Source organism: Phenylobacterium zucineum HLK1 (assembly GCF_000017265.1).
In the GTDB taxonomy this organism is placed as follows: Bacteria; Pseudomonadota; Alphaproteobacteria; order Caulobacterales; family Caulobacteraceae; genus Phenylobacterium; species Phenylobacterium zucineum.
In genome coordinates this window covers 2076114-2095271 of record NC_011144.1, presented here as the reverse complement: position 1 = coordinate 2095271, position 19158 = coordinate 2076114, and the positions used below count along the sequence as shown (strand labels likewise).

The following is a 19158-nucleotide window of genomic DNA, read 5'->3' as shown; positions in this document are numbered from 1 at the left end:
AGCTCAACCGGATCCAGCAGCAACAGCTCCGCCCCGCGGCGGTGTTTGCGCCTGTCTGTCCCTGACGCTTCCGGCTTCACGAACCGACCCCGCAAACCCCGCTCCGGCGGGGTTTTTTCATGGCCTTCGCCGAGCCTTCAGGACGCTCGACATGACGACGACCTACACCGACGACGACATCGCCCGCATCGGCGAGGGCATGGCCGCCCGGGCCCTGCCGAAGGCCGAATGGACCCACGCCGCCCACTGGGCGGCGGCGCTGTGGCTGCTCACCCGCCCGGGGCGCGACGCCTTCGCCGAGATGCCGGGCCTGATCCGCGCCTACAACGAGGCCACCGGGGGCGAGAACACCGACACCGCCGGCTACCACGAGACCATAACCCTGGCCTCCCTTCGCGCCGCCCAGGCGCACCTGGCGGCCCGGCCGCACGCCAGCCTCTCGGCGATCCTGGCCGAGCTGCTGGCGGGCCCCCTCGGCCGCTCGGACTGGCCGCTGGCGCACTGGTCCCGCGAGCGCCTGTTCAGCCCCGAGGCCCGCCGCGCCTGGGCCGACCCCGACCTCGCCCCGCTGCCGTTCTAGGCGGTCCACGAACCCGCGCCTGCGGCGCGCTGCGACGTCGCCCCGAATCCCGCGCCTTGCTAAGAGACGCCCATGACCGTCCACACCGCACCGCCCGGCGGGGCCGAGCCCGACCGGATCATCGACGAGCCGCTGTCCGAGGCCCTGTCGCGCCGCTACCTCGCCTACGCCCTGTCCGTCATCACCGACCGGGCGCTGCCCGACGTGCGCGACGGCCTCAAGCCCGTGCAGCGCCGCGTGCTCTACGCCATGCGCGAGATGCGGCTGAACCCCGAGAACGCCGCGCGCAAGTGCGCCAAGGTGGTCGGCGAGGTGATGGGCGGCTACCACCCGCACGGCGACCAGGCGATCTACGACACCCTCGTGCGCATGGCCCAGTCGTTCGCCCAGCGCTATCCGCTGGTCGACGGCCAGGGCAACTTCGGCAACATCGACGGCGATAACGCCGCGGCCATGCGCTACACCGAGGCCAAGCTCACGGCGGCCGCGACCCTGCTGCTGGACGGCATCGAAGAGGACGCGGTCGACTTCAAGCCCACCTACGACGGCTCCGACGACGAGCCGGTGGTCCTGCCGGCCGGCTTCCCGAACCTCCTGGCGAACGGCTCGACCGGCATCGCCGTCGGCATGGCCACCTCAATCCCGCCGCACAACGCCGGCGAGCTGATCGACGCCTGCCTGCTCCTGCTGGAGAATCCCGAGGCCTCCACCGAGGCCCTGATGACCCACGTCCAGGGCCCCGACTTCCCGACCGGCGGCGTCATCGTCGAGCCGCGGCAATCGCTGGCCGAAACCTACGCCACCGGCCGCGGCGGCGTGCGGGTCCGGGCTCGCTGGACGAAGGAGGACCTCGGCAAGGGGACCTACCAGATCGTCGTCACCGAGATCCCCTACCAGGTGAAGAAGGCCGACCTGGTCGAGAAGCTGGCCGAGCTGATCGAGGCCAAGAAGGCCCCGCTGCTGGGCGACGTGCGCGACGAGTCCGCCGAGGACGTGCGCCTCGTCCTCGAGCCCAAGAGCCGCAACGTCGAGGCCGAGGTGCTGATGGAGAGCCTGTTCAAGCTCTCCGACCTCGAGACCCGGTTCTCGGTGAACCTCAACGTCCTGGACGCGCGCGGCACGCCGGGCGTGATGAACCTGCGCCAGGCGCTGAAGGCGTTCCTCGACCACCGCCGCGAGGTGCTCGTCCGCCGGGCCCGCCACCGGCTGGAGAAGATCGAGGCCCGGCTCCACATCCTCGACGGCCTGATGATCGCCTACCTCAACCTCGACGAGGTGATCCGCATCGTCCGCTACGAGGACAAGCCGAAGGAGAAGCTGATCGAGACCTTCTCGCTCAGCGAGATCCAGGCCGACGCCATCCTCAACACCCGCCTGCGCCAGCTCGCCAAGCTGGAGGAGATGGAGATCCGCCGCGAGCACGCCGAGCTCGCCGAGGAGCGCGACGGGATCCTGAAGATGCTGGCCTCCGACGCGGCCCAGTGGAAGCTGGTGGGCGAGGGGCTGCGGCACGTGAAGGCCGAGCTGGGCAAGCTCAACGACCGCCGCTCGACGTTCGGCGAGGCCCCGCAGGTTGACGCCGAGGCCGCCATCGAGGCGATGATCGTGCGCGAGCCGATCACCATCATCCTCTCCGAGCGCGGCTGGATCCGCGCCGCCAAGGGCCGCATCGAGGACCCCTCCGAGCTGAAGTTCAAGGAGGGCGACAAGCTGCAGTTCCTGGTCCCGGCCGAGACCACCGACAAGCTGCTGATCTTCGCCTCGGACGGCCGCTTCTTCACCCTCGGCTGCGACAAGCTGCCGGGCGCCCGCGGCCACGGCGAGCCGCTGCGCCTGATGATCGACCTCGACGACAAGGTCGGCATCGTCGACGTCTTCCCGCACAAGCCGGGGGCCAAGCGGCTGCTGGCCAGCAAGCAGGGCTACGGCTTCATCCTGCCCGAGGAGGAGGCCATCGCCTTCCGCCGCGCGGGCAAGCAGGTGCTGAACGCCGGCGATCCGGCGAAGAAGGGCGAGGGGGCCGCCGTCTGCCTGCCGGTCACGGGCGACCAGATCGCCGTCGTCGGCGACAACGGCAAGATCCTCGTCTTCCCGCTCGCCGAGCTGCCCGAGATGCCGCGCGGCAAGGGCGTGAAGCTGCAGAGCTACCGCGAGGGCGGCCTGCGCGACGCCCTGGTGTTCAACGCCGCCGAGGGCGCCGCCTGGATCGACGCCGCCGGCCGCACCCGCGCCTGGGACGGCTGGCAGGAATGGGCCGGCCGCCGGGCCGGCGCCGGCAAGCTCGCGCCCAAGGGCTTCCCCGCCACCAAGCGCTTTCGGCCGAAGGCGTAGGCGCGACGAACGGCGTCGCGTCCGGGCGCGGGGGGCGCTAGGCTTGTGGCGGGGCGCTTTCGCCTCGCCATCCTGTCCGGACCATGCTGCTCCTTGCGACCACCGTCGTCTTCCTGCTGATCCTCCTCAACGGCCTGTTCGCCATGTCCGAGCTGGCCGTCGTCTCCTCCCGACGCGCGCGCCTGCAGGGCCGAGCCGAGCGCGGCGACCGCGGGGCGCGGGCCGCCCTGCGGCTCGCCGAGGAGCCCACGCGCTTCCTGTCGGCCGTGCAGGTCGGCATCACCCTGATCGGCATCCTGGCCGGCGCCTTCGGCCAGGCCACCATCGCCGGCGAGCTGGACACGCGGCTGGAGACGATCGCCTGGCTGGCCCCCTGGTCCGAGCAGATCGCCACCGGCGTGGTCGTCGTGCTGCTGACCTACTTCTCGCTGATCCTGGGCGAGCTGGTGCCCAAGCGCCTGGCGCTGATCCATCCCGAGGCCATCGCCGCCATCGTGGCGCGCCCGCTGGCGGTGATGGCCAAGGCGATGGGGCCGTTCGTGACCCTGCTGACCTTCTCCACCGCCACGGTGCTGGGCCTGCTGCGCGTGCGCGACCGCGACGGCACCGCCGTGACCCAGGAGGAGGTGGAGTCGGTCCTCGCCGAGGGCACGGGCGCCGGCGTCATCGAGCCCCAGGAGGAGGCCATGATGCACGAGGTCATGCGCCTGGGGGACCGGCCGGTGCGGGTGGCCATGACGCCGCGGATGGACGTCTACTGGGTCTCGGCCGAAGCCGACGCGGCGGCCCTGCGCGAGGAGGTGCGGGCCTGCCCCTATTCGCGGTTCGTGCTGGTCAAGGGCCAGGACTTCGACAGCCCGCTGGGCGTGGTGCACAAGCGCGACGTGGCCGACGCCCTGCTGGCCGGCGGGCCGCTCGACCTGTCGGCCCTGGCCCAGGAGCCGCTCTACATCCCCGAGACCACCTCGATGCTGCGGGCGCTGGAGCAGTTCAAGGCGTCCAAGAACCACATGGCCTTCGTGGTCGACGAGTTCGGCGGGCTGGAGGGCATCCTCACCCCCACCGACCTCCTGGAGATGATCGCCGGCGACCTGCCCGAGGAGCACGACAGTCCCGCCGCGGCCATCGCCGCCCTGCCGGACGGCTCGTTCCTGGTGGACGGCCGGGTCGACATCGTCGAGCTCAACGAGGCGCTGGAGACCGACTTCGAGGCCGGCTCGTACCACACCGTCGCGGGCCTGGTGCTGGACCGGCTCGAGCGCCTGCCCGAGCCGGGCGAGGTCGTGCGCATCGGCCGCTTCGAGGCCGAGGTGCTGCAGATGGACGCCCGCCGCATCGACAAGATCCGCCTGCGGCCCCTGCCGGGCGCCCGGCGGGAGCCCGGAGTCTAGGGCGCCAGCCTAGGGCGCCCTCCTAGAACGCCCGGGCCTCGGCGGCCGGCGCGCGCGCTCCGGGCTCGGCCGGGCCGACCAGCGCCGTCACGTCCGCCACATAGGCCGCGGTGTTCTGCCGCGCCGCCGCCGCGCCGAACACGCCGTTCATCTCCAGCGCCTCGAACCCGGCGCCGATGTGGAACAGCGCCCGGAACGCCTCCTTCTCCAGCAGCGGCGTCGGCAGGATCTTCACGCCCGCGGCGCGCAGCTGCTCGACCACGCTCCTCAGCATCTTCGGCTTGATCGCCGCCGGCACGCGCGTCAGCAGCGCCCGGTGGGGGACCTCGCGCCCGCCGCGCCGGCCGAACGCGCGCACCATCTCGGCCGCCTTGATCGCCTCGGCCAGGTCCAGCTGCGAGCCGGCCAGCGGGGTCAGCACCAGGTCGGGCCGCAGCGCCGCCAGCACCACCGCCCCGCGCTCGGTCCCCTCGGTGTCCAGGAGGATCCAGTCTGGCGCGCGCCGCTGGGCCTCGCGGGCGGCGTCGCGGATGTCGGGCACGGTCGGCGCCGGGTGCACGCTGATCCCCTCGCAGCGGTTCGGCAGCTCGGCCCAGCGCACCAGCGGCTTGTTGGGGTCGGCGTCGATCATCGCCACCCGCTGGCCGCGCTCGACGAGCCCCAACGCCAGCGCCACCGCCGCGGTGGTCTTCCCGGCGCCGCCCTTGGGGCTGATGAAGACGACGTTCGGCATCGGCGGACCCTCTTCCTGCGGACTCAACCGGGCCTTGAGAGTCGGGCGCTTTTCAGGCGCCGGCGGGGCGCCGGGTCTCTGTCGGGAACCTGACAGACGGCGCGGCCGGGCCGCCCAATCCTCGAGGCAGAGTCGCGGCGCGGGGGGACGATGGCGAGCGGCAACCGCAGGCGGGGCGCCTATTCGGCGTGGGTCAGGCGGCGCGGGGGGCAGGACCGGCCTCCGGACCCCGAGGCGGGCGCCGCCGAGCCGCCCGACCGGCCGCATCCTCCGCCGGCCTGCGACCGCGACCCCGATCCGGGCGACGACGGCGTCGACTGAGGCCGCCGCTACTCCTTGAAGCCGAACCGCTCGGCCAGCTCCCGGCGGGTGAAGGTGCGCCTGGATTTGTCCGGGCGGGTATCGCCCCCCTCGGGCCGGAAATGGCCGTCCTGCAGCTCGAAGAGTCCCGGCCGGACCTCGCGGTACCACGACCCGCCCAGCTTCGCTCGCTGCTCCAGCCAGGCGAGGTAGGCGTCGAGGGTGGGGAACCTCGCGGCCGGACCTTTCGCTACGTCGCTCACGACTTTGTCATCGGCGTGCGCCCTTGGCGGAGGACTATCTATGGTTGCATGCTGGGCCGTTCCGGGCGGGGTCGTCCAGGCCATCGTCAGCACCGCGACGGGCAGTATGAACGCTGCAGTCCGTGGCGTACGTCTCACACCCATCTCCTAAGTAAATGTCAAAAGATGTACTTGGTGCGTCTTTGCGAATCCTGTTGCTGGACCGCTGAAACCATGATGCCTATGCAATCAAGGCAAATCTTGGCCGATAAGAAACCTGTTCATAGGGAAATCACATGCGCCCAGCAACGATGGAAGACTTCCGTCCGTCCGGCGGCAGCCCTGACACGTCTTCCCCCCTGCATCCCAGCCTGAGCGGCTTCACCCCGATCGGCGCGGCCCTGCCGGCCGCCGACGGCCAGCCGCCGATCCGCTTCCTCGACTCCTTCTCGACCGAGGTGCTCGACGTCTACGGCTTCACCCTGCAGGCGGGGGTGACCTACACCTTCGCCCAGCGCCCCGCCGCGGCCGGCGGCATGGAGGACCCGTACCTGCTGCTGGCCGACTCCGGCGGCAATGTCATCGCGGCCGACGACGACGGCGGCTTCGGCCGCTCGTCCATGATCACCTTCACGCCGACGGCGACCGGCACGTACCTGGTCGCGCCCAGTTCCTGGTACCACCTCGATCCCGGCGCCCCCGGCTACCCGGACTACCGCGACGCCGGCGGCTACACCCTGGACGTCTGGGTCTCGAACCCGGCCACCGACGCCCCCGCCACCCTGGGCGGCGCCTTCGAGGCGACGGTCGGGACCACCTACGGCCACCTCGACGCCCCCGGAGACCGCGACATGTACCGCGTCGAGCTGACCGGCGGGCAGTTCTACACCTTCACCTACGCCGGCGGCATCGCCGGTTCGGGCGAGTACCCTGCCTATCTGCCCGGCGAGAACATCGGCATCCTGCGCCTCTACGACGCCGACGGCGTGCAGATCGGCGCGGCGGTCAACTACGAGACCGGCCTCGGCTTCATGCCCGAGGAGGACGGGACCTACTACCTGCGCGTCGAGGGCTACGAGGCGGCCATGACCGGCGGCTACACCCTCGACATCGCCGCCGCCGACCCCACCGACTACGACCCGCTGGAATCCCTCAACTGGGACTCGGCGAACAACATCCCTACCGTCATGGTCGACGGCGTGCCCACCGCCTACGTCTACTTCGCGGCGGCCGAGGAGGGCGGCTTCGGCGAGGTGGAGTCAGACGGGGTCACCCCGATCACCACCTACGGCTGGGAGGACTTCCAGATCGAGGGCGTCATGCGCGCCCTGCAGGAATACACCCCCATCACCGGCATAAACTACGTCCGCACCGACGACATCGAGCAGGCGACCTTCCGCCTGGTGACCACCGTCAACCAGGACTTCGGGGCCAAGTTCTATCCGCAGGATCCGGGCCTGGGCGACCTGCAGGGCCTCGGCATCTTCAACCTGATCAGCGGCGGCTTCACCGCCCCGGCCAGCCTCCAGCCCGGCGGCTTCTCGTTCGGCGTCGTCCTGCACGAGTTCGGTCACGCCCACGGCGTCGCCCACCCGCACGACAACGGCGGCGGCTCCGAGATCATGCTGGGCGTCTCCGACTCCAGCTCGCTCGGCATCTACGACCTGAACCAGGGCGTCTACACCGTCATGTCCTACAACGACGGCTGGCAGACCCACCCGGACGGCACGCTGGAGTTCTCGTCCAAGACCTGGGGCTCGGGCTGGTCGGGCACCCTGGGCGCCTTCGACATCGCCGTCCTGCAGGCCCGCTACGGCGTCCACGCCCACAACGCGGGCGACGACGTCTACCAGATCGAGTCCCTGCAGCGCTGGTCGTACTACCAGACCATCTGGGACACCGGCGGGACCGACACGATCGCCTACAGCGGCGGCCGCGACGCCCACATCGACCTCCTGGCCGCCACGCTCGACTACACGCCCACCGGCGGCGGGGTCGTCTCGTTCGTGAACGGCGTGTTCGGCGGTTTCACCATCGCCGGCGGCGTGGTGATCGAGAACGCCACCGGCGGCCAGGGCGACGACGCCCTGATGGGCAACGCCGTCGGCAACCTGCTCAAGGGCGGGACCGGCGACGACACCCTCATCGGCCGCGCCGGCGACGACCGGCTGATGGGCGAGACGGGCCAGGACGACCTGCGGGGCGGCGAGGGCGCCGACACCCTCGAGGGCGGCACCGGGACCGACACCCTGCACGGCGGCGAGGGCGACGACGTCCTGATCGGCGGCACGGGCAAGGACGTCTTCGTCTTCACCGAGGCCGGGACCGAGACCATCGCCGACTACCAGAAGGGCGAGCTGATCGACCTCTCGGGCCTGGAGGACGTCACCTTCGCCGACGTCAGCTGGACCGCCACCGCCATCACCGTCGACCTCGACGGCGACGCCGACCTCATCATCCTGGTCGGCAGCACCCGCGGCCTCGCCCAGGGCGACTTCCTGTTCGGCTAGCCGAGCCGCGCGCGAACCTCCCCCGCGAAAGCGGGGGAGGGGGACGCGAAGCGGTGGAGGGGGCCGGCCCCATCCGCCGAGCTTCCGGCAGGCCCCCACCACCATGCTGCGCATGGTCCTCCTCCCCCGACGGGGGAGGAGGGTGCGGTCGTGGGGCAGGGAGACCCCCCTAGAACACCCCCATCGCCAGCCCCGCCGCCAGGCCCGCGCCGCGCTCGCGCGCGGGGGCGAGGTCGGCTTCGGTCGGGTGTTTCTGCGCCAGGATCGCCTCGGGGGTCTGGGCGCGCATGTTGAGGATGTAGGGCTCGGCCACGGCCTTCAGCCGCCAGCCGGTGCAGATGCGGGCGAGCTGCCGCGCGGCGCCGTCGCCGTCGCTGCCGGCGGCGATCAGGGCCGCGTAGGGCCGCCCGTTCAGCCGCTCGAGGCAGGGATAGTAGGTCCGGTCGAGAAATTCCTTCATCTCGCCCGACAGGGCCGCGAGGTTCTCGGGCGCGGCGAAGAGATAGCCGTCGGCGTCCAGCAGGTGCGCCGCCTCAGCCTCCGCCGCCCGCAGCCGGCGCACATCGACGCCCGCCTCGGCCCGGGCGGCCTCCTCGGCGGCGGCGGCCATGGCCTGCGCCGTCCCCGTGCGCGAGTGCCAGACGATCAGGAGTCGCTTCATGGGCGCGAGGTTAGCCCGCCGCGTTGCGCTCCTGAAACGCCCCCGCGCTTTGCCGGCGGGCCCCCCGCGCCTAAGGTGCCGCTCGAACGATGAGTATGGGGGGAAAGATCCGATGCACGTGAACCGAAACTCTGCGGCGGCCAGAATGGTGGGGGCGATGACCGCGGTGGCCCTGGTCCTGGCGCCCGCCCATGGGACCTGGGCCGCGCCGAAGAAGGCGCCGGCCGCCCTGGAGCTGTCCCAGGCCGTCGCGCCCGAGGCCGTCGGCTTCGATTCCGCCCGGCTGGCCCGGCTCGACGCCTACATGGCGAAGGTCGTGGAGAGCGGCCGGGTGGCCGGCATGACCACCTTCCTCGCCCGCCACGGCAAGGTGGTCTCGTTCAAGACCTACGGGAAGAAGAGCCTCGCCACGGGCGAGCCGATGACCCCCGACACCATCTTCCGCATCTACTCCATGACCAAGCCGGTCACGGGCGTGGCGATGATGATCCTGTTCGAGGAGGGCCGCTGGCGCCTGGACGACCCGGTCACCCGCTACGTCCCCGAGTTCAAGGACCTGAAGGTGCTGAAGGGCGTGGACGGGAACGGCCAGCCGATCCTGGAGGACCTAGGCCGCCCGCCCACCATGCGCGAGGTGATGGCCCATACCGCCGGCTTCGGGTACGGCCTGGCCGAAGAGCATCCGGTGGACAAGCTCTACCGCGAGAAGCAGGTGCTCTCGGCGTCCTCGACGCACGAGATGATCCAGCGCACCGCCCAGATCCCGCTGGCCTTCCAGCCGGGGACCCAGTGGCGCTACTCCAGCTCGGTCGACATCCAGGGCTACATCGTCGAGAAGCTGACCGGCCAGCGGCTGGGCGACTTCATGGCCGAGCGGATCTTCCGCCCGCTGCGGATGCCCGACACGGCCTTCCACGTTCCGGCCGAGAAGGCGGGCCGCCTGGCCGCCGTCTACGTGGGGAACAAGGAGACCGGCAGGATCGAGGAGGCCAAGGCGCTGTTCGGCGGCGACCTGCCCACCTACCTCGAGCCGCCCCCGTGGGATTCGGGCGGCGGCGGCCTCGTCTCCACCACCATGGACTACGCCCGCTTCGCCCAGATGATCGCGAACAAGGGCGAGCTGGACGGCGTGCGCATCCTCTCGCCGGCCTCGGTCGAGATGATGGGCACCAACATGATCCCGAAGGAGGTGCTGGTCTCGTCCAACGGCACGACCGGCGCGCGCTTCAACGAGGCGGTGGGCTTCGGCCTGGACTTCATGGTGGTGAACGAGCCGCGCGCGGCCGGCACGCTGGAGGGCAAGGGCTCGATGAGCTGGGGCGGCGCGGCCGGCACCTGGTTCTGGGTCGATCCGACCAACGACGTGGTGTTCGTGGGCATGATCCAGCGCTTCGGCGGCTCGGGCGGCGACGATCTCGGCGCCATGGCCCGCACGCTCACCTACCAGGCGCTCGTGAACCCGGAGAGATAGACTTCCCTCCCCACGAGGGGGAGGGAAGCGGCCTACTTCGCGTAGCCCGGAGGGTAGGGCCGGGCGAGGTCCTTGTACCGGTCGCGCAGCTCGAACTGGCGCGAGGTCAGGGGCTGGGCCTGGCCGCGGACCAGGATCAGCTGGGGCCGCGACAGGGGCTCGAAGGGGTCGCCCGACCACAGCACGAGGTCGGCGTCCTTGCCGGGCTCCAGCGAGCCGACCCGGTTCGCCACGCCGAAGACGCGGGCCGGGTTGATCGTGACGGCCTTGAGGGCGGCGTCGAACGGCAGGCCATGGGCCACCGCGTTGCCGGCGTTGTAGCGGGTCTCGTGGGCCCGGTGGGCGCCGCCCTGGCCCTCCAGGACGACGGTCACGCCCGCCGCGTGAAGGCGGGCGGCGTTCTCCAGGCTGGCGCCCAGGCTCTCGAAGCTGGCGGGCCGGTTCTGGATCGGGTTGAGGATGACGGGAACGCCGGCCGCGGCGATCTCGTCGGCCACGCGCCAGCCCTCGGTCGCCCCCGAGAGGATGACCTTCAGGTTCTCCTCGCGGGCCAGGCGCAGGACGGCGCGGATGTCGGAGGCGCGGTTGGCCACGGCCAGCAGCGGCAGGCGGCCCTCGACCACCGGGATCAGCGCCTCCAGGTCGGCCCGGCTGAGCGCCAGGTCGCGGTAGCCGGCGCGCTCGTAGGCGGCCTTGTTGCGGGCGTAGGCGCGGACATCCTGCAGCACGGTCTTGAGAAGGACGATCTGGGCGCCGCGGGCCCCGCCCGACAGCGCCGCGCCGCGGGCGCCGAAGGGGGCGACCATGGCGACCTTGGCCTTGACCAGCGGGTCCTGGCCCTGCGCCAGCTGGATCACCGCCGCCTGGCCCGAGAACAGGCCGTGGGTGTGCTCCGAGGCGCCGCCGCCGGCGGTCAGGTCCTCGGCCCCGTCGTGGCTGTGGCCGTCGTCGCCGCCACCGCCGCGGCCCGGCCGGGGCGTGACGATCGCGCTGGTGATCCCGCCCAGCCGGGCGACCGGGATCACGAACGAGTCGGGGTTCAGGGCGTACGAGATGTCGAAGGCGGCCGACAGTTCGGGGTTGTCGACGGCGGCGTCGGTGCCGAGCATGCCGATCTCGACGGCGCCCAGGATGCTGTTGGCGGCCACGAAGCCGGGGGTGACGACGCCGCCCTTGGCGTCGACGACCTGGGCGCCGGCGGGCACGGCGACCGATGGGCCGACGGCGACGATCTTGCCGTCGCGGACGAGGACCGTGCCGCTGGCGATCTCGCCGGCCGGGCCTGCGGTCAGCACCCGGGCATTGGTGACGGCGATGGTGGCGGCCGCGGCGGTCCCCGCGACCGCGAGCGAGCAGAGGGCCGCGAGCGCGGCGAGCGGGCGTCTCATCGCAGGCCTCCCAGGCCGATCTCGAAGTCCGACTTGGCCTGGAAGGCCGGGTCGTGGCGGTCGTAGGCGACGCCGCCGTCGATCCACACGCGCTCGGCGCGGGCGTAGACCGAGAAGGGGTTCTTGTCCCAGAGGACCACGTCGGCCCGCTTGCCGGGCTCCAGGGTGCCGGTCTCCTTCAGGACGCCCAGCGCCTTGGCGGGGTTGGCGGTGATCCAGCCGATGGCCTCGGCCTCGCTGATCTGCAGGCCGGCGTCGCGGCCGGCGGCCAGGGCCTCGGCGGCCTCCTGGTTCAGTCGCTGGATGAGGTCGGGATCGTCCGAATGGATGATCGCGCAGCCGCCGGCGGCGTGGACGAGCGCGGCGTTGGCCTCGATGCCGTCGAACTGCTCCAGCTTGCCGCCCCACCAGTTCGCCCAGGTGGCGGCGCAGATGTCGCGCTTGGCCAGCACGTCGGCGATCTTGTAGCCCTCGGTGGTGTGGTGGAACGAGGTGATGCGGTAGCCGAACTCGTCGGCCACATCGATCATCTGGGCCATCTCGTCGGCCCGATAGCAGTGGTTCTGGACGAGGATGTCGCCCTTCAACACGCCCAGCAGGGTGTCGAGCTGCAGGTCGCGCTTCGGCGGATCGGCCTTCTCGCCGTCCTCGCTCTTGCGGCGGTAGGCGTCCCACTTGCGGCCGTAGTCGGCGGCGTTGATCCAGGCGGCGCGGTAGCCGGCGACGTTGCCCATCCGCGTGGAGGGCGAGCGGTTGCGGCCGCCATAGACACGCTTGGGGTTCTCGCCGCACGCCATCTTCAGCGTGTAGGGCGCCCCGGGGAACTTCATCGCCTGGGTCGTGCGGGCCGGCACGTTGCGCAGGGTGACGCCGCGCCCGCCGAAAAGGTTCGCCGAGCCGGGCAGGATGTGGACCGTCGTCACGCCGCCGGCGCGCGCCAGGTTGAAGTTGGGGTCCTGCGGCCAGACCGAGTGCTCGGCCCACACCTGGGCGGTGTTGGGGTCGGTGATCTCGTTGCCGTCCGAGTGCGCCTGCACGCCGGGAGAAGGGTAGACGCCCATGTGCGAGTGGGCGTCGATCACGCCGGGCGTCACCCAGCGGCCGCGGGCGTCGACCACCTCGTAGCCGGCCGGCGGCTCGGCGGCCGGGCCGACACGCTCGATGCGGCCGTCGCGGATCAGCACCATGCCGTTCTCGATCCGCTGGCCGGTGGCCGTGAGGACCGTCCCGCCCACGATGGCCGTCGGGCGGCCGGGCAGGGGCTGGTAGGTGCTGGCGAAGACGTCGCCGCGGGCCTCCAGGCCCTTCGGCAGCGCCGACTTGGCGGCCGGCGCGGGCTTGGCGCCCTCGTCGGGCGTGGTGGCGCAGGCGGCGAGGCTCGCCGCCAGGCTGGCCGCGACCGCGGCCTTGAGGATGTGTGGCACTCAGGCTCCCCCGAACTTTGCGGCGCGAGTTGAGGGCGCTCGGCCGGGGTAGTCAAGCGCCCCCGGGACCTCAGCCGTGCTTGACAAGCCGGGATGCGCATGCGCCCTTCCGCGCCTCGCAAAACAGCCGATTTCCGCAGCTTTTCATGCACCTCTACCGCACCCACACCTGCGGCCAACTCCGCGCTTCCGACACGGGCTCGAAGGTCCGCCTCTCGGGCTGGGTCCACCGCAAGCGCGACCACGGCGGCCTGATCTTCATCGACCTGCGCGACCACTACGGGCTGACCCAGCTCGTGGTGAGCCCATCGACGCCGGGATTCGACCTCGTCGAGCACGTCCGCGCCGAGAGCGTGATCCGCGTGGACGGCGAGGTGGTGGCCCGCTCGGCCGAAACGGTGAACCCCAACCTGCCGACCGGCGAGATCGAGGTCGTGGTCCGTCAGGTTGAGGTGCTGTCGGAAGCCGCCGAGCTGCCGCTGCCGGTCTTCGGCGAGCCGGAGTACCCCGAGGACATCCGGCTGAAGTACCGCTACCTCGACCTGCGCCGCGAGACGCTGCACCGGAACATCGTGCTGCGCAGCCAGGTGATCCAGTCGATCCGCCGCCGGATGATCGACCAGGGCTTCCTGGAGTTCCAGACGCCGATCCTGACGGCGAGCTCGCCCGAGGGCGCGCGCGACTTCCTCGTGCCCTCGCGCCTGCACCCGACCAAGTTCTACGCGCTGCCCCAGGCGCCCCAGCAGTTCAAGCAGCTGCTGATGGTCTCGGGCTTCGACCGCTACTTCCAGATCGCGCCCTGCTTCCGCGACGAGGACCTGCGGGCCGACCGCAGCCTCGAGTTCTATCAGCTCGACGTGGAGATGAGCTTCGTCACCCAGGACGACGTCTTCGCGGCCATCGAGCCGGTGATGCACGGCGTCTTCACCGAGTTCGGCGAGGGCAAGCCGGTCACCCCGTACCCGTTCCCGCGCATCCCCTATCGCGAGGCGATCGCCAAGTACGGCTCGGACAAGCCCGACCTGCGCAACCCGATCGAGATGCAGGACGTCTCCGAGCACTTCCGCGGCGGCGGCTTCGGCCTGTTCGCGCGGATCCTCGAGGACGCCAAGAACGCCGTCTGGGCGATCCCCGGCCCGAAGGGCGGCAGCCGCGCCTTCTGCGACCGCATGAACAGCTGGGCGCAGGGCGAGGGCCAGCCGGGTCTCGGCTACATCTTCTGGTCCGACGACCAGGGCGGCTGGGGCGGGCCGATCGCCAAGAACCTCGGTCCCGAGAAGACCGACGGCCTGATGAAGGCGCTGGGCCTGGGGCAGGGCGATGCGGCGTTCTTCGTCGCGGGCGACCCCAAGGTCTTCTACAAGTTCGCCGGCGCGGCCCGGACCAAGGTCGGGACGGACCTGAAGCTGATCGACGAAGGCCGCTTCGAGTTCTGCTGGATCGTCGACTTCCCGATGTTCGAGTGGAGCGACGAAGAGAAGAAGTACGACTTCTCGCACAACCCCTTCTCGATGCCGCAGGGCGAGCTGGACGCGCTCCTGAACAAGGAGCCGGGCGAGATCGTCGCCTACCAGTACGACATCGTCTGCAACGGCCACGAGCTGTGCTCGGGCGCGATCCGGAACCATCGGCCGGACGTGATGCTCAAGGCCTTCGAGATCGCGGGCTACGGCCCCGAGGTGGTCGAGGAGCAGTTCGGCGGCATGCTGAACGCGTTCCGGCACGGCGCGCCGCCGCACGGCGGCCTGGCGCCCGGCATCGACCGGATCGTCATGCTGCTGGCCGGCGAGACGGCCATCCGCGAGGTCATCGCGTTCCCGCTGAACCAGCAGGGCCAGGACCTGCTGATGAACGCGCCGTCCGAGGTCTCCGAGAAGCAGCTCAAGGAGCTGCACATCCGGCTGGCCCCGCCGATCAAGGCCTGAGGCTAGGGGGCCTTACGGCTACTCGCCGATCGCCACGAAGTAGCGGGGCGCCTCCGGCGGCGCCGGGGGCTCCGGCGGATCGGGCGGCGGCGGCGTGCGCGGCCTGACGATCACGCGCACCCCGTGGCAGGTCTTCGCGACCAGTCCGCGCGGAAGCTTGGTGCGGGCATCGCCGCAGGCGTCGTCGAGCTGATCCTGGGTCAGGCCTCGCGCGCGCGACAGGTCGGCCCCCGCAATCACCGTCCGCCGCAGGCCGGCGTCGCGGAAGTCCGCTCCGTCGAAGGTGGCCCCCGAGAGGTTCGCGGTCTTCAGCTCGGCCGCCCGGAAGGACGCCCGGTCGAACCGGCCGCCTGAAAGATCGGCGGCGACGAGGTCGGCGTCCTGGAAGTTCGCGCCGGTGGCGTCAACCTTGCTCAGGTGGGTCGCCTTGAGGGAGGCGGCGCGAAAGCTCGCGCCGCGCAGCACGGCGCGGCTGAAGTTCGCGCCCGCCGCCTCGACGTCGTTCAGGATGGCGTTGGTGAGGTTCGCCGAGCCGAAGTGGCCGCCGCGGATCTCGGCGGCGCGCAGCACCGCATTGGTCATGACGGCCCGGCTGAAGTTGGCGCCCGTGGCTTCCACGTCAGAGAGATCGGCGCGGGTCAGGTTCGCCGAGCCGAAGTGCACGCCGCGGGCTTCGGTCGACCGCAGCCGGGCGCTGGAGAGATTGGCGCCGGAGAAGTTGGCGCCGCTCATTCCGGCGTCGCTCAGGTCGGCCCGCGACAGGTCGGCCCCCGCGAAGCTGGAGGCCTGGAACTTGGCCTCCCGCAGGTTGGCCCCCACCAGCGCCGCGCCCGAGAAGTTGGCCCCGACGATCCGCGCGCCGGCCAGATTGCGGCCCGACAGCTCGCACTTCACGCACGAGCCGCCGAACGAGGTCTGGCGGGCGATCTCCTTGTCGCCGAACGCAGCGGCCTGGCCGGCCACGGCGGCGGCGGCCGCGAAGGCGGCGCTGGCGAGGAGCAGGCGGGCGGAACGCGTCGTCACAGGGGCGATCCTCTCAGGAGTCCGGCGTCACCTCTGCGCTGGCGGGACGCCGAACACCACTTAAATCGCGGTAACTTAGAGGGACTTAGCGCGCCTGATCCTCGGCGCGGCCCGCCCGCGAGCCGCAGGTCTCGCAGATCATCGCCTGGCCCTTGCGCACGACCGCGATGTCGCCGCAGGCCGCGCAGACTTCGGCCGCCTCCAGAGCCGCCGGGCCGGCGTTCCGGTTGGCGGTGGGCAGGAAGACGAGGTTGTCGGGGGTCGAGCCGCGGGAGAATCCGCGCGAGATGAAGCGCGACGCCGGCTGCGGGACCTCGGGGCCCAGGCCCGGGTCGCCGTCGTCGTCGGCCTTGCCCCGTCCCAGTCCGTCGGCGTTCAGCTCGCCAGGGTCGGCGCTGGCGAGGTCCGCGCGGCCCAGGTAGCTGATCCCGAGCTCACGGAAGATGTAGTCGAGGATGGACGTGGCCGACTTCACCGAGTCGTTGCCCGTAACCGGTCCGGCGGGCTCGAAGCGCGTGAAGACGAAGGCGTCCACGAACTCGTCCAGCGGCACGCCGTACTGCAGGCCGATGGAGATCGCGATCGCGAAGTTGTTCATCAGCGAGCGGAAGGCCGCGCCTTCCTTGTGCATGTCGATGAAGATCTCGCCGAGCTCGCCGTCGTCATACTCGCCGGTGTGGATGTAGACCTTGTGGCCGCCGACCGAGGCTTTCTGGATGTAGCCCTTGCGGCGGTCGGGCAGCTTGCGGCGAGTCCGGTCGCGCTCGACGATACGCTCGACGATGCGTTCCTCGGGCTCGGACGCGGGTCCGCGGCGATCGGGCAGGTCGGCGAAGGCGGGCAGGTCGAGCACGGCGTCCGCAGGCGCAGGCTCCCGTCGCACGCGCACCGGCGCCTCCGCAGCCTCCATCGCCGCCAGCACGTCCCCCGGCGTGGCCCGCCACGGCAGGACCACCTCCAGCACCGGCGGAACGCCCAGGGCGGGGCGCAAGGCCTGCATCATGGCCGCGACGGCCGCCGGACCGGTCTCGTCGCGGGATCGGAAGACCGCCTGCTGGGCCTCGGTCAGGCCCGGCGCGCCCTCGAGGCCGTCGCCCCCGAGGACGTGGCGCTCGGCGGCGGCGACATCCTCGGACGAGAACCCGGCCAGGGCGAGCACGTCCAAGCCGGGGTCGGCGAGCTGCTCGGGGCTCGCGCCGAGCACGTCCCGCAGGAAGCCTTCGCCGAGCACGGCGGGCGCGAACGCTTCGGCGAGCCGGCCCACGAAGGGCAGCTCGGCGATGGCGGCGCCGATCTCAAGGTCCGAGAAGCCGCAGGCGGCGAGGGACTGGAGGTTCACGCCCGGCGCGTCGGTCAGGCTGCGGCGGCCCAGGCAGGCCGCCTCCACCGCGTCCCGGTCCGCGTTCGTGGCCGCAAGCGCGCGCAGCGCCGCATCCGAGAGGACCCGCAAGACTTCGCCGTCGGCCGTCTCGGCCGCGGTGATCGGCCCCAGCCACGGCCCGGCGTCGAGCGGGCCGCCCAGTCGCAGCGCGAGCTCCGGATCGCTCAGCGCCGCCAGCCGGCACGCCGGCCCGGTCTCGCCGAGCCCGGTCTCGTCGAGCGCGGCGCGAGCCCGTTCGTAGAGCTGGCGGGCGGCGGTCCTTCCCCCGTCGCTGTCGTAGGCGTATCCCTGCGCCGCCAGCCAGTCCCCCAGGTTCGCCAGCGCGAGGAGGCCGGACCCGCCGTTCGCGGCGAGCGCAGTGGCGGCGAGCTGCACCGCGCCCTCGAAGACGTCCCAGTCGAAGCCGGTCTCGCCGAAGAACGCCATGAGGTCGACGCCCCCCCGCGGCGCTGCGGCGAGCGCCATCAGGGCCTCGGTGTCGGCGGGCGTCCGGGCGACCAGGACGTGACCCGTGGTCCAGGCGGCTCGCGCCGTCGCCGCCCCAGCGGGTCCGTCGAAGGCGTCGAGGCGGACGACGAGCCCCTTGGCGGTCGGCGGCTCGGCCTCGGGCGGGGCGGGCCACGCGCTCTCGCCGGCGCCCGCGAGAGCGATGGCCTCCAGGATCATCGCGTCCGCGGCGCCGGCCGCGCGGGCGGCCTCGGCGGCGCGGGCCAGGCTGCTGTTCCGGGCCGGATCCGCGCAGGCCTCGGCGTCGCCTTCGCAGCGCAGGATCGAGTCCATCACCGCCTGGAGCCGGGCCGCCAGCAGCCGGGCGGCGGCCTCCGCGGCCTGATCGGCGCGGAACCGGCTCTCGAACGCCTGCACGCTGCGGAGGAAGTCCGGAGCGCCGGCGTCGGCGGTCGCGAGAGGGGCGACGGAGGGGGCGGGGGCCAGGGCGACGGCGCCCAGCAGCATCGCCTCGGTGAGCGCCTCGCGGAAATGGGTGCGGGCGCGCAGATCCTTCAGCAGGCCCGCGGCCTGCGCATTGGCGGTGAGGGCGGCCGCTTGATCGACGATGGCCGCCGGCAGGTCGGGACGCCCGCCTGCCCAGTCCAGCCAGGCCTCGACCCGGGCGCTGCTCCAGTGCGCCGGCGCCTCGACCTCGACGACGCCTTGGGGCCGCTCGAGCAGGCGGCCTTCGATTCCCACGCGCGAGGCTTGATCGCCCATCATCGACTCCCCTGCGGGCAGGGTAGGGCCGCCCAGCGGCCAACGGCAATAGATGTTGGGGTCGAGAGGGCAGTCATCCCCAACATATCGACTCGGAAGATGCCGGCGTCGGGTGCTGGACGCCCCCGGGAGGCGCCCCTATAGTCCGCGCGCATTCGCAAGCCCAAAGAGCGTCTTAGTGTCCGTCCTCAAGACCATCTTCACCTGGTGGAACGGCGCCACCGCCGGCGTCCGGTTCACGATCGCCAAGCGCGGCGTCTTCGTCGGGCAGGACGATTTCGGCAACCGCTACTACGAGGCCAAGGACACGCGGGACAGCTACGATCCCAAGCGCAAGCGGCGCTGGGTGGTGTTCAACGGCTACGCCGAGGCGTCCAAGGTTCCGCCGGACTGGCACGGCTGGCTGCATCACACCTTCGAAGAGCCGCCGACGACGGCGCCCCTGCCGCGCAAGCGCTGGGAGAAGGAGCACCGGCCGAACCTGTCGGGGACCATCTACGCCTACCGACCGAAGGGCTCCCTCGCCCGCGGCGGCGAGCGCCAGCGCGCCACCGGCGACTACGAGGCGTGGACCCCGGAATAGCCGTGA

15 protein-coding genes are annotated in these 19158 nt (G+C 71.8%); 8 read left to right on the top strand and 7 right to left on the bottom strand.

The genetic code is table 11. From position 1 onward, the window contains the following. The first annotated feature begins 151 nt into the window (after positions 1–151). The 3 genes from PHZ_RS10275 to PHZ_RS10265 all read left to right on the top strand — a co-directional run bounded on the left by PHZ_RS10275 (position 152) and on the right by PHZ_RS10265 (position 4302). Positions 152–580, top strand: coding sequence for a hypothetical protein (locus PHZ_RS10275; protein WP_012522419.1), 429 nt, complete (start codon positions 152–154; stop codon positions 578–580). Positions 581–652: 72 nt separating this feature from the next. Then, positions 653–2911, top strand: a complete 2259-nt coding sequence (gene parC / locus PHZ_RS10270; protein ID WP_012522418.1) for a DNA topoisomerase IV subunit A — start codon at positions 653–655, stop codon at positions 2909–2911. 83 nt (positions 2912–2994) lie between these two features. Then, positions 2995–4302, top strand: a complete 1308-nt coding sequence (locus PHZ_RS10265; protein WP_012522417.1) for a hemolysin family protein — start codon at positions 2995–2997, stop codon at positions 4300–4302. A gap of 22 nt (positions 4303–4324) precedes the next feature. On the opposite strand, the gene PHZ_RS10260 is transcribed toward PHZ_RS10265, so the two are convergent. Next, positions 4325–5035, bottom strand: a complete 711-nt coding sequence (locus PHZ_RS10260; RefSeq protein WP_012522416.1) for a ParA family protein — start codon at positions 5033–5035, stop codon at positions 4325–4327. Between the two features lie 150 nt (positions 5036–5185). Between PHZ_RS10260 and PHZ_RS23085 the strand changes: the two genes are divergently transcribed. After that, positions 5186–5356 (top strand): hypothetical protein, encoded by a 171-nt coding sequence (locus PHZ_RS23085; protein ID WP_187149068.1) that lies wholly within the window; start codon positions 5186–5188, stop codon positions 5354–5356. Between the two features lie 8 nt (positions 5357–5364). On the opposite strand, the gene PHZ_RS10255 is transcribed toward PHZ_RS23085, so the two are convergent. Further along, positions 5365–5598, bottom strand: coding sequence for a hypothetical protein (locus tag PHZ_RS10255; protein ID WP_041373415.1), 234 nt, complete (start codon positions 5596–5598; stop codon positions 5365–5367). Between the two features lie 275 nt (positions 5599–5873). On the opposite strand from PHZ_RS10255, the gene PHZ_RS21660 reads away from it, so the two are divergent. Next, complete coding sequence (locus PHZ_RS21660; RefSeq protein ID WP_012522415.1) at positions 5874–8087, top strand: M10 family metallopeptidase C-terminal domain-containing protein; 2214 nt, start codon at positions 5874–5876, stop codon at positions 8085–8087. Between the two features lie 169 nt (positions 8088–8256). Here the strand turns inward: PHZ_RS21660 and PHZ_RS10245 are convergent, their stop codons facing one another. After that, positions 8257–8748 (bottom strand): flavodoxin family protein, encoded by a 492-nt coding sequence (locus tag PHZ_RS10245; RefSeq protein WP_012522414.1) that lies wholly within the window; start codon positions 8746–8748, stop codon positions 8257–8259. 157 nt (positions 8749–8905) lie between these two features. Here PHZ_RS10245 and PHZ_RS10240 point away from each other — a divergent pair, with 157 nt between their 5' ends. Beyond that, positions 8906–10219: a serine hydrolase domain-containing protein gene (locus tag PHZ_RS10240; RefSeq protein WP_187149067.1), complete on the top strand. Its 1314-nt coding sequence runs from the start codon at positions 8906–8908 to the stop codon at positions 10217–10219. Between the two features lie 32 nt (positions 10220–10251). Here PHZ_RS10240 and PHZ_RS10235 read toward each other — a convergent pair whose 3' ends face one another. Further along, positions 10252–11607 (bottom strand): amidohydrolase family protein, encoded by a 1356-nt coding sequence (locus PHZ_RS10235; RefSeq protein ID WP_012522412.1) that lies wholly within the window; start codon positions 11605–11607, stop codon positions 10252–10254. Beyond that, the gene (locus PHZ_RS10230; RefSeq protein ID WP_407946647.1) at positions 11604–13031 is read right to left on the bottom strand and encodes an amidohydrolase; all 1428 of its coding nucleotides are present in this window, start codon (positions 13029–13031) and stop codon (positions 11604–11606) included. Before PHZ_RS10230 ends, PHZ_RS10235 begins: the two co-directional genes overlap by 4 nt. A gap of 146 nt (positions 13032–13177) precedes the next feature. On the opposite strand from PHZ_RS10230, the gene aspS reads away from it, so the two are divergent. Further along, positions 13178–14956: an aspartate--tRNA ligase gene (gene aspS / locus PHZ_RS10225; protein ID WP_012522410.1), complete on the top strand. Its 1779-nt coding sequence runs from the start codon at positions 13178–13180 to the stop codon at positions 14954–14956. An 18-nt stretch (positions 14957–14974) separates the two neighbouring features. Here aspS and PHZ_RS10220 read toward each other — a convergent pair whose 3' ends face one another. Beyond that, positions 14975–15979: a pentapeptide repeat-containing protein gene (locus PHZ_RS10220; protein WP_012522409.1), complete on the bottom strand. Its 1005-nt coding sequence runs from the start codon at positions 15977–15979 to the stop codon at positions 14975–14977. 85 nt (positions 15980–16064) lie between these two features. Further along, positions 16065–18569: a TSCPD domain-containing protein gene (locus PHZ_RS10215; RefSeq protein ID WP_012522408.1), complete on the bottom strand. Its 2505-nt coding sequence runs from the start codon at positions 18567–18569 to the stop codon at positions 16065–16067. A 178-nt stretch (positions 18570–18747) separates the two neighbouring features. On the opposite strand from PHZ_RS10215, the gene PHZ_RS10210 reads away from it, so the two are divergent. Continuing rightward, positions 18748–19152, top strand: coding sequence for an NADH:ubiquinone oxidoreductase subunit NDUFA12 (locus PHZ_RS10210; RefSeq protein WP_012522407.1), 405 nt, complete (start codon positions 18748–18750; stop codon positions 19150–19152). Positions 19153–19158: the final 6 nt, after the last annotated feature.

Bases quoted from the DNA above. Each gene is read 5' to 3' on its own strand.
- aspS (WP_012522410.1), top strand. From the start codon at position 13,178: ATGCACCTCTACCGCACCCACACCTGCGGCCAACTCCGCGCTTCCGAC.
- PHZ_RS10215 (WP_012522408.1), bottom strand. From the start codon at position 18,569: ATGGGCGATCAAGCCTCGCGCGTGGGAATCGAAGGCCGCCTGCTCGAG.
- PHZ_RS10275 (WP_012522419.1), top strand. From the start codon at position 152: ATGACGACGACCTACACCGACGACGACATCGCCCGCATCGGCGAGGGC.
- PHZ_RS10235 (WP_012522412.1), bottom strand. From the start codon at position 11,607: ATGAGACGCCCGCTCGCCGCGCTCGCGGCCCTCTGCTCGCTCGCGGTC.
- parC (WP_012522418.1), top strand. From the start codon at position 653: ATGACCGTCCACACCGCACCGCCCGGCGGGGCCGAGCCCGACCGGATC.
- PHZ_RS23085 (WP_187149068.1), top strand. From the start codon at position 5,186: ATGGCGAGCGGCAACCGCAGGCGGGGCGCCTATTCGGCGTGGGTCAGG.
- PHZ_RS10245 (WP_012522414.1), bottom strand. From the start codon at position 8,748: ATGAAGCGACTCCTGATCGTCTGGCACTCGCGCACGGGGACGGCGCAG.
- PHZ_RS21660 (WP_012522415.1), top strand. From the start codon at position 5,874: ATGCGCCCAGCAACGATGGAAGACTTCCGTCCGTCCGGCGGCAGCCCT.
- PHZ_RS10260 (WP_012522416.1), bottom strand. From the start codon at position 5,035: ATGCCGAACGTCGTCTTCATCAGCCCCAAGGGCGGCGCCGGGAAGACC.
- PHZ_RS10265 (WP_012522417.1), top strand. From the start codon at position 2,995: ATGCTGCTCCTTGCGACCACCGTCGTCTTCCTGCTGATCCTCCTCAAC.
- PHZ_RS10240 (WP_187149067.1), top strand. From the start codon at position 8,906: ATGACCGCGGTGGCCCTGGTCCTGGCGCCCGCCCATGGGACCTGGGCC.